Below are 13,531 nucleotides of genomic sequence, written 5' to 3' on the forward strand. Positions count from 1 at the left end.
ATGATAGATCAGGAAAAAGTAAAGAAAGCAGTCAGATTATTATTGGAAGGGATCGGAGAAGACGCCGACAGAGAAGGCTTGATCGAAACACCGGATAGGATCGCCAGAATGTGCGAGGAAATATACGGAGGTTACGAAGAAGATGCAAAAGAGCATCTTTGTAAGACGTTTCATGTGGAAAACAGCGATATGGTCGTAGAAAAAGATATTACGTTCTATTCCATGTGCGAGCATCACCTTCTTCCTTTTTACGGCAAAGCGCACATTGCGTATATTCCGGACGGAAAAGTTGCGGGGCTTAGCAAGCTGGCGAGAACGGTAGAGGGGTTTGCAAGAAGGCTTCAGCTTCAAGAACAGCTTACGGGTCAGATTGCAGATGCGCTGATGAACGAACTGAAGGCGAAAGGCGCGGCGGTTGTGATCGAGGCAGAACATATGTGTATGACGATGAGAGGAATAAAAAAACCGGGCAGCAGGACGGTGACATTTGCAAAAAGAGGGCTGTTTGAGACAGATCCGGCTTTGGAAGAACGTTTTTTCAGAATGCTTGAAAGAGGGTAGACCGGACGCGGGAAACTGACCGGTAAAGGAGGAAAAATGGACAGAGTAAATGCAGTGATTTGCCATCCGCTGTATTTGGAATACTATCATAGGCTGGAGCGCGCGGAAAAGGAACGTATTTTTTGCAGGCATCAGATGTCGCATCTGTTGGATGTGGCAAGAATAGCATATATCCGCAATTTAGAGAAGGAATACGGTTTTCGTAAAGATGTAATTTATGCCGCCGCGGTTTTGCACGATATAGGAAAAGCGCTTCAATATGAAGAAAAAGTTCCCCATGAGATTGCGGGAGAGCGGATCGCCGGGGAAATACTGGATACACTTCCAAAAGAAACGGGATTTTCTGAGGAAGAAAAAAGAACGATAAAAAATGCGGTGCGCGGACACAGACGGCTTCGTGACGGGGCGGACACATTGGAAAAGCTTTTGTATGAAGCGGACAAAGCGTCGAGGCTGTGTCTTTCATGTCCGGCAAACCGGGAATGTAACTGGAGTGAAGAGAAGAAAAATATGGAGATAAAAATATGATCATAGGCAGAAGAGAATTTGACACAGAACACAATACATATATTATGGGCATCTTAAATGTAACTCCGGATTCTTTTTCGGATGGAGGACGTTTTGATAAGATGGATGCAGCCCTTCTTCATGCAGAAAAGATGATAAAAGAAGGAGCGGATATTTTAGATGTCGGCGGTGAGTCTACCCGTCCGGGACATGTTCAGATTACGGACGAAGAAGAGATCGCGCGCGTCGTTCCGGTCATTGAAAAACTGAAAAAGGAATTTGACGTACCGATCTCTATTGATACATATAAAAGCGCGGTGGCTGAAGCTGCGGTTTGTGCGGGGGCAGATCTTGTAAATGATATATGGGGATTAAAATATGACGAGAAAATGGCAGATGTGATCGCGAAACATGACGTTGCATGCTGTCTGATGCATAATCGGAACGAGGCGGTATACGATAGTTTTCTTTTTGATTTTATGAAAGATATGAAAGAGTGCGTTAAAATTGCAGATAAAGCAGGAATTGCACGGGATAAGATCATCCTTGATCCGGGAGTCGGTTTTGGAAAGACATATGAAATGAATCTGGAGATCATACAGAAACTGGAGATCATGCATGAATTTAAATTACCGATCCTTCTTGGAACGTCACGCAAATCTGTGATCGGTCTTACATTAGATCTTCCGGCAGACGAGCGGGAAGAAGGAACGCTTGTGACAACGGTTTATGCGGTGCAGAAACGATGTGCGTTTGTCCGTGTTCATGACGTAGAGAAGAATAAAAGAGCGATACTTATGACGCAGGCGCTCATGCGGGAACATGAAGTGTAATCAGGACTGTAAAACAGGCAAGCGAAGCTGTCGGACTGACTGCTTCGCTTTCGTATAGTTAAGGTGAAGAAAGAGTTGTCATACAGAAAAATGTACGGTAAGGAGGAAGGAAGACAGAAAATGAAAAAAGATTATGATGAGATCAGAATAGAAGATCTGGAAGTATTTGCGAATCACGGTGTATTTCCGGAGGAAAATGTGTTGGGACAAAAGTTTCTAGTCTCGGCAGTTCTTTACACCGACACACGAAGGGCGGGACTTACGGATGATCTAAGCGCTTCTATTCATTATGGGGAAGTGAGCGCTTTTATAGACCGCTACTTGCGGGAGCATACATTTCAATTATTGGAGAGGGCGGCAGAAGCGCTTGCAGAAGAACTTTTGCTGCATACAGCCGGACTAGAGAAGATCAGACTGGAGATCAAGAAACCGTGGGCTCCGGTGCGCCTTCCGCTGAAAACGGTCAGCGTTGTGATCGAGCGGCAATGGCATACCGCATATATTGCACTTGGATCTAACATGGGAGACAGAGAAAAATATATTACAGATGCAGTTGAAGCACTTGGCGCTTTAAAAGGATGCGTTGTCGAAAAATGCTCTTCTTTTATCGAAACGCCTCCGTATGGGGTGACAGATCAGGATGATTTTCTGAACGGATGTCTGAAATTAAGAACCTTGTTTTATCCGAAAGAACTGTTAAGAGAATTAAATAGGATTGAAATGGAGGCGGGAAGAGAACGGATCGTTCACTGGGGTCCGAGAACGCTTGATTTGGACATTATTTTGTATGATGATCTCGTATATGAAGGAGACGAGTTGTGCATCCCTCATGTGGAAATGCACAAGAGAGATTTTGTGCTGCGGCCTCTTTTTGAGATCGCGCCGTATGTGCGCCATCCGGCGTATGGAAAAACAGTGGCTGAGATGTTGGAAGAAGTGAGAGAAAATGCTCAAAAAGAATAATAAAATACAAAAAAACAAAGAAAAAACGACGGGGAAAAGTAAGGGAGATAAGAAATAGACAAAAAAACGCTAAAAATATGAATAATACATTGTAAAAAATTGGTAATTTGCTATAATGGAGGATGTGATATATTGGCTGAAATATAAAATCAGCCTGAAGGGAAGGAGAAAAGGTATGAAAAGAAAAGTAGTCTTAAGACTCTTGAGTCTTGTGATGGTTGCATCTATGACAGGTACTATGCTTCCGTCAAACATTCAGACCGCATCTGCCGAAGAAGTTGATGTTACAGAAAAAACAGCAGCTTTAGAAGATGGGATCAATGATGCATGGACTCAGGATAACAAAGCAGACGGAGACACAGTCACTGTGGAAAATGGCTAGCTGCATATTAAATCAGCTACGGGCAATCGGAATAATCCCGGAACAAGACCGCAGATGGTTGTAAATCCAAATACATTTGATTTTAACAAGCCGGGATATTTTTCATTTACTTTAAAATCAAATAATGCAAATACAGGAATAAGCGACAGTGACAGAGTAGGCGTTTACCTCGGATATAATACGGATCAAAACGGTATGTACATAGGATATGACAATGGCGGCTGGTTCTGGCAGAAATACAAAGGCGGCAACGGAGACTATTATCAGCAGACGAGAAAACCTGCGCCGACGAAAGATCAGGAAGTAAAGGTTCGCATCGACTGGACAGCAGACCATAAGATGACGTTTACGCTCAACGGAGAAGTTGTGTTTGATAAAGAAGACTTTTCCGGTATCGCAGATTCTCTCGGAAACAAAATTGCGATCAAAGCAGGTTCTTGGGGTCAGATCGGTTCAGATGTTCTTTTGAAAGATATTCATTATACAGGTCAGGAAGAAGCGGTTACATATACTGTTACGGGAAGTGTAACAGATGAGAGTGGAAAAGCGTTGGAAGGCGCGGTTGTAACGACAGGAAATCTGACGGCTGAAACGGATAAAGACGGAAAATATTCCTTACAGTTAGGAGCCGGCAAGCATGAGCTGACGATTACGAAGGCAGGATATCAGACGGCGACGACATCTGTAACTGTAACAGAAGGCAACGTGGAAGCAAAAGCCGTAAAACTGGAAAAGACAGCAGAGATAGAGACAGAGAAGCTTTCTACAGCGGATATGGACGTTTATGTAGCGAAGAATTTCCCGAGCGTTGTAAAATACGAGATGAAAAAGGGCGATTTAAACGGCAAGACGTTCTACGGTCAGACTTCGGCTATCAATACGGTGCGTATCAACGGAACAGATGTGAAACTTTCCAAAGGTGATGTAAAAGCAACGATCAAGGGTGACAAAGCAACGTATGAGATGACTGTGAAAAATGAAGAAAAACATATTGACGCAGTTCTTACGGCAGAATTGACAGCAAAAGACAATACGGTTTCATTTGAAATTACGAAAGTGGAAAATAAGCTGACAGAAGGAAAACCGGGCACAGCATTGGAAAGCGGCAAGGTGGGAAATCCGATCCAGACGATCGAAATCCCGAATCACAGTCTTGTATCTGTAAACAGTACACAGAAAAATGCCAATTTAATAGGCGCTGCTATGTCCACACAAACAAAGGTAAGCGGTGACGAATATGTAGAAGTAAAGGCAAATACGCCGGCTCGCGAAAGAGATTACATGTATGCTTTCGTTTCTAATAATGAGATGAGCGCCGGACTTTGGAGTAACTCCGAGTATGAAGGCCGTAATGCGGGGGCAAGTTCTTCCGGAGGATCTAATAATACAAGAGTTATGTCTGTTTCAGAGAAAAAAGACGGCTATGTATCGATGGGACTTGGAAGTTCTGCATGGTACTGGCACAGAGTGATGACAGATTCTCATAATCGGACATGGGTTTTGGAAGAGACAGAAAATCCGAAGATGAAAGTCGTGATCACAGGAAACTGCAACGGCGATAAAAATGTTGACTGGCAGGACGGAGCGGTTGCATTCCGTGATATTATGAACAATCCGTTCAAGAGCGAGGAAGTTCCGGAATTGGTTGCGTACCGTATTGCGATGAACTTCGGTTCTCACGCGCAGAATCCGTTCCTGACAACATTAGATAACGTAAAACGTGTGGCAATGCACACAGACGGTCTTGGACAATCTGTCCTGCTGAAAGGTTATGCGAATGAAGGACATGACTCGGCGCATCCGGATTACGCAGATATAGGAAAGAGAATCGGCGGACCGGAAGATATGAAGACATTGCTTGAAAAAGGCGCGGATTACGGAGCAAAATTCGGTATCCATGTCAATGCAGGCGAGATGTATCCGGAAGCAAAAGCGTTTAAGGATGATAATGTTCGCCGTAATAAGGACGGAAGTCTTCGTTATGGATGGAACTGGATCGATCAGGGAATCGGACTTGACAGTATCTATGACCTTGCCACAGGAGAAAGAGAAGCGCGCTTTGATGAACTTCATGAGATCCTCGGCGGCGACGGAAAAGATATGCTTGACTTCATCTATGTAGATATTTGGGGAAATAATACGGGAAGTGACAATGATGATTCCCAGCAGACCCGTAAGCTGTCCAAAGAGATTAATGACAACGGATGGCGTATGTCCAACGAATGGGGTGGAGCAAACGAGTATGACTCTACATTCCAACATTGGGCAACAGACCTTACATATGGCGGGGAAGGCGCAAAAGGAGAGAACAGTGATGTGATGCGTTTCCTGCGTAACCACCAGAAAGATTCATGGGTAGGAGATTATCCGACTTACGGAGGCGCGGCGGTTGCTCCTCTTCTTGGCGGATATAACATGAAAGACTTTGAAGGATGGCAGGGACGTAACGATTATGACGCGTATATTACGAATCTTTACACACATGACCTGACGACAAAATTCATCCAGCATTATCAGATCGTAGATTGGGAAGACGGAACACCGGTCAACGTAGGCGGAGCGGTAAACTGGACGCCTGAAATGAAGATCACTTTGAAAGATGAAGATGGATCTACGCTTGTTCTTGAGAGGGGATCAAACGATCCGGCTCAGGCGGCATACAGAGACAGAACGATGACTTTGGACGGAAAAGTGATCGCAAGAGGCGCGGTATCACAGGGAGACAGAACAGACGACGATATCCGCAACGGAAACAAAAAAGGAACAGAGTCTTATCTGCTGCCGTGGATCTGGGATGCGAAGACAGGAGAAAAAGTAAAATCAGAAGATGAAAAGCTGTACCACTGGAATACGCAGGGCGGAACAACACAGTGGGAGCTTCCGGACAGTTGGGCAGACTTAAAAGACGTCAAAGTATACAAACTGACAGATCTCGGAAAGACAGAGGAGAAGACGGTCAATGTTGTTGACGGTAAGATCACATTAGAAGCAGAATCAGAAGTTCCGTATGTAGTATGCAAAGGCGAAAAAGAAAATATCAAAGTGACATGGAGTGAAGGAATGCATATCGTAGATGCAGGATTCAACAGTGGAAGCCTTGATATGTGGACAAAAGCAGGCGAAGGAACAGCGCAGATCGCAAAGAGCCAGCACAGCAATCCGATGATGAAACTGGACGGAAAAGTTTCTATGACACAGAAACTGACAGATCTGGAAGCAGGAAAACAGTATGCTGTTTTAGTAGGCGTAGATAACAGAAGCGACGCCAAAGCATCTGTAGAAATTAAATCAGGCGATAAAGTACTTGGATCAAACTACACAACACGTTCTATCGCTAAGAACTATGTAAAAGCATATACACATAATACAAACAGTTCGACAGTAGACGGAAGCAGCTATTTCCAGAATATGTATATATTCTTTACAGCGCCGAAATCAGGAGATGTGACTCTTACGATCGCAAGGGAAGCAGGAGAAGGATCTTCATACTTCGATGATATCCGTATCGTGCAAAACGATTCTAAGAACATTACGACAAACGAGAAGGGCGAAGTTGTAAAATTTGAACAGAATTTTGAAAAGAGCGTACAGGGACTTTACCCGTTCGTAGTCGGAGGAATTGAAGGAGTAGAGGATAACAGAATCCATCTTTCTGAAAGACATGACAAGTACACACAGGCAGGATGGGATGTGAAGAAGATGGATGATGTTCTTGACGGAGACTGGTCTGTGAAGATCAACGGACTGACACAGAGATCTACGCTGGCATACCAGACGATCCCGCAGAACTTCCGTTTCGAGCCTGGTGTGACATACAATGTAAGCTTTGATTATCAGGCGGGCAGCGACGGAATTTACGCGGCTGCAGTCGGTGTCGGCGAGTATAACGGAAACGTTCAGCTCAAAGAACTTCCGATGAGCATGGGAAAAGAGAAAGACGGACATTTTACAATGCAGGTTACGGGAGATTCCACAGGACAGACATGGTTCGGTATCTACTCTACAGAGAAGGCTCCGGATCTTCAAGGCGTGAGTCCGGATGCGGCAGAGGCGAACTTCGGCGGATACAAAGAGCTTGTTCTTGACAACCTCGTGATCGAAAAAGTAACAGAAGAAGTTACAAAGGAAAAACTTGCCGCATTAGTTGCAGAAGCAGAAGAAAAGTATAAAGAAATCGATTACAGACCGGAAATTTGGAGCAGCTTCCAGGACGTACTTAAAGAAGCAAAAGCGGTTCTTGACAAAGAGGGAGCTTCACAGGATGAAATCGAGAAAGCATACTATGAATTAAAAGCTGCTATGGTTACGATGGATAACTCGGCTGGAATCGATGCGACAGATGATTCCAAAGATCTTCCGAAAGAGCAGATGACTGCTACAGCAGGAAGCGAGCAGGCGCAGGAAGGCGGAGAAGGACCTGCAAGCAACGTCTTAGACGGTAATGCCGATACAATTTGGCATACTGTATGGGCAGGAACACCGATTGAAAACCACTGGTTAAATCTGCAATTAGATAAACCGGCGACAGTAAGCGGATTAAGACTTCAGCAGAGAAGCGGAAGAAACGGTATTATCAGGGAAGCGGAAATCTGGGTGAAAAAAGCAGGCGCTGCCGACTACGAAAAAGTAGCGGATGCAAGCTTCGGAGGAACCGGATGGCAGGCGGTTGCTTTTGAAGAAGTGAAAGATGTAACAGACGTAAAACTCGTACCGACTGCGACTACAGGAGATGAGGCAAATAAATTCTCGGCAGCGGCAGAGATCCGTGTGATGGGAAGATTCCAAGACGAAGAAGTTGAAGTAAATAAAGCTGACTTGACGGCATTAGTTGAAAAAGCAGAGGTTTTGAAGGAGAAAGATTATACATCTGAAACATGGAAGCCGTTTGCAGAGGCGTTAAAAGAAGCGCAGGCTGTTCTTGCAAAAGAAGATGCAAGTCAGGCGGAAGTTGACGCGGCACAGACAAGTCTTCAGACAGCGATGGATGGTTTGAAGAAACCGGGAACAACGGACAATAAGAACCCAGGAACAACGGACAATAAGAACCCGGGTGCACCGAATAAAGGTCAGGCTGTTCAGACGGGAGACGCGACATCCTTCTTTGGATGGGGAGCGGCAGGTATCTTCGGATTATTTGCAGCGGCAGCGGCATTTTTTGAGAGAAAAAGACGTCGTCAGTAATTGTGTCGATCGCAAGGCACGGTATAAAAGAAGGTTGCAAAAGCCTTTATAAATAGAAAAATCGCTCGGATCGTTTGAGGTTCGGGCGATTTTTCTTGCTTTTTTATACTTTCCATGTTATTCTGAACTATGTCGTGTTAAAGCGCGAAAGAGAAAACTCAGGAGAGTCTCTTTATCGGCTGTGGCGAGGCCGGTGAAAGAGCGCCGAAGGTGTAAGCGGTATATTCTGTTTTTAAGGCAGACGCCGCGAGTCTCTCAGGCAAAAGGATGGAGGTATAAAGGAATGTTAGAGCAAATCGACCAAATCATTAAGGTGATCGACGGAGCGGTGTGGGGTCTGCCGTTGATCATTCTGATCCTGTTTACAGGATTTCTTCTCACAACCCGGCTGGGTCTTTTACAAATAAGACATCTCGGGAAAGCCCTAAAGTTTATGTTTAAAAATGAAGAGGACGGACAGGGTGAAGTAACCAGTTTCGGAGCGCTTTGTACGGCGTTATCGGCAACGATCGGAACGGGAAACATCACAGGAGTCGCAACTGCATTGGCAGCAGGAGGTCCGGGAGCGCTGTTTTGGATGGTTATCGCGGCGTTTTTCGGAATGGCTACAAAATATGCCGAAGGTCTTCTGGCTATCAAATATCGCACGATCGACAAAGACGGACATGTTCTCGGAGGACCGTTTTACTATATTGAAAACGGAATGGGAAAGAACTGGAGATGGCTGGCTAAAATCTTTGCATTTTTCGGAGCCGGTGTCGGCCTTTTCGGTATCGGTACTTTTACGCAGGTAAACAGTATTTCGTCAGCGGTGAAAAACTTCTTTGATCCAGAGTCATCAAACGTTGTTTTTTCTGCCTTTGGTCATGACTATACGATGGCTACGGTTGTGACTGGGTTGATCTTGACACTTTGTGTCGGCCTTGTCGTGATCGGCGGAATTAAAAGAATCGCGAAAGTATCGGAAATTGTCGTTCCGTTTATGGCAGTGCTTTATGTGGCGCTTGGAGCGATCATTATTATTACAAATATTACGGCTGTTCCGGCAGCGCTTGTATCTATTATAAAATCAGCTTTTACGGGCAGCGCTTTGGCAGGCGGGGCAATGGGAACAATGGTCGTTGCGATGCAAAAAGGAATCGCCCGTGGTATTTTCTCAAATGAATCCGGTCTTGGAAGTGCGCCGATCGCAGCAGCGGCGGCAAAGACAAAAGAGCCGGTTCGTCAGGGACTTGTGTCTATGACAGGAACATTTATCGATACGATAGTGATTTGTACAATGACAGGCCTTTCCATTGTGATAGCGGGTACATGGATGAACCCGGAACTGGAAGGCGTTGAAATTACGGTGGCGGCATTCCAAAAAGGCCTGCCGTTCCCTCCGATCGTAGCTTCGTTCTCACTGATGCTCTGCCTTGTATTTTTTGCGTTCACTACAATACTTGGATGGAACTATTATGGTGAGAGATGTATCGAATATCTTTTTAACAGAAATAAATCCGTAGTAAAAGGGTACCGCTGGTTGTATATTCTTGCAGTATTTATCGGACCATATATGACGGTTGCGGCCGTTTGGAATATCGCGGATATTTTTAATGCGCTGATGGCGTTTCCGAACTTGATCGCGATTTTGGCGTTAAGCGGTGTTGTCGTAAGAGAGACGAAAGATTATTTCGCAAGACAAAAAAAGCAAAGCAAATAAGCAGATAAGATTACATAATAAAGATTGTAAATACAAAAAGATCTGTACAGTATATAAGGCTGTCTGCAGTGGGAAAATGGCTTTTCCGCTACAGGCGGTCTTATTTTTGATATCTTTTTATATTATGATGAGCGATTGTTTTGTGAGCGATAAGATGATTTTTTATATTTGCTTGAAATCTGTCGGATTTAACAGGTTTGGGATTCGGATTGCGGGAAAGTGACAGATAATTTTATTTGTGAAGTTTATTTGTGTAAAAGGAAACGGAAATATTCCCTTAAAAACGACAATCTTTCATAAAAACAGGCTTGTTCTGAAAATACATTATCATGTGTTTTGGGGATTGCATTATACTATATTTTGTATTAGAATAGATTTTAGACAGCACGGGATATGACAGCCGTGCGATGCAAGACATGAGGAAAATGTTCCGTGAAATACGCAAAAAGGCGGAGAAAGCGGAAAAGCATCTGAAAAAAAGATAGATGAGGAGAGGCGAAATATGAAGATTATCAAGAGAAACGGAGCCGAAGAAGTATTTGACATTAAGAAGATCGTAATTGCAGTGACAAAAGCGGATTCATCATCGGAAGGGAGAAGTCTGACCGATTCGCAGATAGAAGATATTGCGGAGTTTGTCGAGTTTAAGTGCAATAAACTGAACCGTGCGGTTTCGGTTGAAGAGATACAAGATCTTGTGGAAGACCAGATCATGGCGACAGGAGCATTTGAACTGGCAAAACGGTATGTGAGATATCGTTATAAGAGATCGCTTGTGCGTAAGGCAAATACGACGGACAACAGGATCCTTTCACTTATTGAGTGCAATAACGAAGATGTCAAACAGGAAAATTCCAATAAAAATCCGGCGGTCAACAGCGTGCAGCGAGATTATATGGCAGGAGAGGTCAGCCGTGACCTGACGCAGAGAATGCTTTTGCCGGAAGATATTGTCGAAGCGGATAAAGAGGGTATCATCCATTTTCATGATTCGGATTATTATGCGCAGCATATGCATAACTGTGATCTTGTCAATCTGGAAGATATGCTCCAGAACGGAACGGTCATCAGCGGAACAATGATAGAGAAACCGCACAGCTTTTCAACGGCATGTAATATTGCGACACAGATCATCGCACAGGTGGCGAGCAACCAGTATGGCGGACAGAGTATTTCGCTTGCGCATCTCGCGCCGTTTGTTCAGGTATCAAGAGATAAGATCCGTGCGGAAGTCCTTCAGGAAATGGAAATGGTAGGGATCGATTATCCGAAGCAGGTGCTCAATGATATTGTGGAAGGCCGCTTAAAAAAAGAGATCATAAAAGGCGTTCAGACGATCGAATATCAGGTGATCACGCTTATGACGACGAATGGTCAGGCTCCGTTCCTTACAGTATTTATGTATTTGAACGAAGCGAAAGATGAGCGGGAGAAAAAAGATCTTGCGATGATCATCGAAGAGACGTTAAAGCAGCGTTATAAAGGCGTGAAAAACGAAGCGGGCGTATGGGTGACGCCGGCGTTCCCGAAGCTGATCTATGTGCTTGAAGAAGATAATATCGACGAAGGTTCTCCGTATTTCTATCTGACGGAGCTTGCGGCAAAATGTACGTCAAAACGTCTTGTTCCGGATTATATTTCCGAGAAAAAGATGAAAGAACTAAAAGAAGGAAACTGCTTCCCGGTTATGGGATGCCGAAGCGCTCTTAGCCCGTGGAAAGACGAAAACGGAAATTATAAGTTTTACGGACGCTTTAATCAGGGAGTTGTGACGATCAACCTTGTGGACGTAGCATTGTCCTCCGGCGGAGATGAGGACAAATTCTGGAAAGTGTTTGACGAGAGACTGGATCTTTGTTACCGGGCTCTTATGTGCAGACATAACCGTCTGAAAGGAACTCTTTCGGATGCGGCTCCGATCCTTTGGCAGTTTGGCGCGCTGGCACGTCTGAAAAAAGGGGAGAAGATCGATAATCTGCTTTATGGCGGATATTCTACGATCTCTCTTGGATATGCCGGACTTTACGAATGTGTGAAATATATGACGGGAAAATCGCACACAGATCCGTCGGCTACACAATTTGCGCTTGACGTAATGAAATACATGAATAAAGCGTGCGACAGATGGAAAGAGGAGACAAATATAGGTTTCAGTATTTACGGTTCTCCGATTGAGAGTACGACATACAAATTTGCAAAATGCCTTCAGAAACGATTCGGTATTATTCCGGGTGTGACGGATAAGAGTTATATCACGAACAGTTATCACGTTAATGTATGTGAGCCGATCGATGCGTTTGACAAACTGAAATTTGAATCCCAGTTTCAGGCGCTTTCTACAGGCGGTGCGATCAGTTATGTAGAAGTGCCGAATATGCAGGACAACATTCCGGCGGTTCTTCAGGTAATCCGTTTTATTTATGATAATATCATGTATGCGGAACTGAATACGAAGAGTGATTATTGTCAGGAATGTGGATTCGACGGAGAAATCCAGATCGTGACGTCTGAAGATGGAAAGCTTGAGTGGGAATGTCCGCACTGCGGAAACCGCAATCAGGATACTCTTAATGTAGCAAGACGTACATGCGGTTACATCGGAACACAGTTCTGGAATCAGGGAAGAACACAGGAGATCAAAGAAAGAGTGCTTCACCTGTAAAATATCGGGTGACAAACAAAGAGGGATAAATGAATCAAAAGAAACAGGATGCCCTGCTTGGTATCCTGTTTTTTTAACGGCGACCGATTACAATCCCGGAATGTACCTTTTGGCACTTCCGGTGATTCATTGCATATATAGATCAAACGGATAAGAGAGTATAGAGGAAAGGTGTGAATTCAGGTGTATTACGGCGAAATAAAAAAGTGTGATATTGCAAACGGTGAGGGCGTAAGAGTATCTTTGTTTGTTTCAGGGTGTACGCATCATTGTCCGGGATGTTTCAATGCAGATACTTGGAATTTTAAATACGGAAGCGAATATACAGATCAGACGGAAAAAGAGATTTTGGAGGCGCTCTCGCCAAGTTATATTAATGGATTGACATTACTTGGCGGCGAACCGTTTGAGCCGGAGAATCAAAAGACGCTTGTCGGACTTCTCCGAAAAGTAAGAGAGAGCTATCCTGAAAAAAATATATGGTGTTATACAGGGTATTTGTATGATGAGCAGCTTTTAAATAACAGCCGCGCAAGATGTGAATACACAGATGAAATGCTCTCTATGATAGATGTGCTTGTGGACGGAGAGTTTGTAGAGGCGTTAAAAGATATCCGTCTTGTGTTCAGAGGTTCATCGAATCAAAGAGTCATCGATGTGAAAAAAAGTCTTGGTCAGAATGAGATTGTCATGTGGCAGCCAAAGGTAGAGCGGGGCGTGTAGATGAAAAGAATGATTTA

At 44.2% G+C, this 13,531-nt stretch carries 9 protein-coding genes and 1 riboswitch; all 9 genes read left to right on the forward strand.

What is annotated here, in order from left to right:
- The 9 genes from folE (at position 1) to nrdG (ending at position 13,514) form a co-directional block, all read left to right on the forward strand.
- Positions 1 to 561: a GTP cyclohydrolase I FolE gene (folE, locus tag RUMTOR_RS02705; RefSeq protein ID WP_004845533.1), complete on the forward strand. Its 561-nt coding sequence runs from the start codon at positions 1 to 3 to the stop codon at positions 559 to 561.
- A 36-nt stretch (positions 562 to 597) separates the two neighbouring features.
- Positions 598 to 1,089, forward strand: coding sequence for an HD domain-containing protein (locus RUMTOR_RS02710; RefSeq protein ID WP_004845534.1), 492 nt, complete (start codon positions 598 to 600; stop codon positions 1,087 to 1,089).
- On the forward strand, positions 1,086 to 1,901 hold the full coding sequence (gene folP / locus RUMTOR_RS02715; RefSeq protein ID WP_004845535.1) for a dihydropteroate synthase: 816 nt from the start codon (positions 1,086 to 1,088) through the stop codon (positions 1,899 to 1,901). The genes RUMTOR_RS02710 and folP overlap by 4 nt, the downstream gene beginning before the upstream one ends.
- 120 nt (positions 1,902 to 2,021) lie before the next feature.
- On the forward strand, positions 2,022 to 2,864 hold the full coding sequence (gene folK, locus RUMTOR_RS02720) for a 2-amino-4-hydroxy-6-hydroxymethyldihydropteridine diphosphokinase (RefSeq protein WP_009242288.1): 843 nt from the start codon (positions 2,022 to 2,024) through the stop codon (positions 2,862 to 2,864).
- Positions 2,865 to 3,039: 175 nt separating this feature from the next.
- Positions 3,040 to 3,246 (forward strand): hypothetical protein, encoded by a 207-nt coding sequence (locus RUMTOR_RS13385; protein ID WP_242647675.1) that lies wholly within the window; start codon positions 3,040 to 3,042, stop codon positions 3,244 to 3,246.
- 54 nt (positions 3,247 to 3,300) lie between these two features.
- Positions 3,301 to 8,427, forward strand: a complete 5,127-nt coding sequence (locus tag RUMTOR_RS02725) for an endo-alpha-N-acetylgalactosaminidase family protein (RefSeq protein WP_004845538.1) — start codon at positions 3,301 to 3,303, stop codon at positions 8,425 to 8,427.
- Between the two features lie 149 nt (positions 8,428 to 8,576).
- A riboswitch (glycine riboswitch) is annotated at positions 8,577 to 8,708 on the forward strand.
- Positions 8,709 to 8,710: 2 nt separating this feature from the next.
- Positions 8,711 to 10,129: an alanine/glycine:cation symporter family protein gene (locus RUMTOR_RS02730; RefSeq protein ID WP_004845539.1), complete on the forward strand. Its 1,419-nt coding sequence runs from the start codon at positions 8,711 to 8,713 to the stop codon at positions 10,127 to 10,129.
- Positions 10,130 to 10,631: 502 nt separating this feature from the next.
- Positions 10,632 to 12,791, forward strand: coding sequence for an anaerobic ribonucleoside-triphosphate reductase (gene nrdD, locus RUMTOR_RS02735; protein ID WP_004845541.1), 2,160 nt, complete (start codon positions 10,632 to 10,634; stop codon positions 12,789 to 12,791).
- 183 nt (positions 12,792 to 12,974) lie between these two features.
- Positions 12,975 to 13,514, forward strand: a complete 540-nt coding sequence (gene nrdG, locus RUMTOR_RS02740; RefSeq protein WP_009319848.1) for an anaerobic ribonucleoside-triphosphate reductase activating protein — start codon at positions 12,975 to 12,977, stop codon at positions 13,512 to 13,514.
- Positions 13,515 to 13,531 lie beyond the last annotated feature (17 nt).

The organism is [Ruminococcus] torques ATCC 27756 (assembly GCF_000153925.1).
Lineage (GTDB): Bacteria > Bacillota > Clostridia > Lachnospirales > Lachnospiraceae > Mediterraneibacter > Mediterraneibacter torques.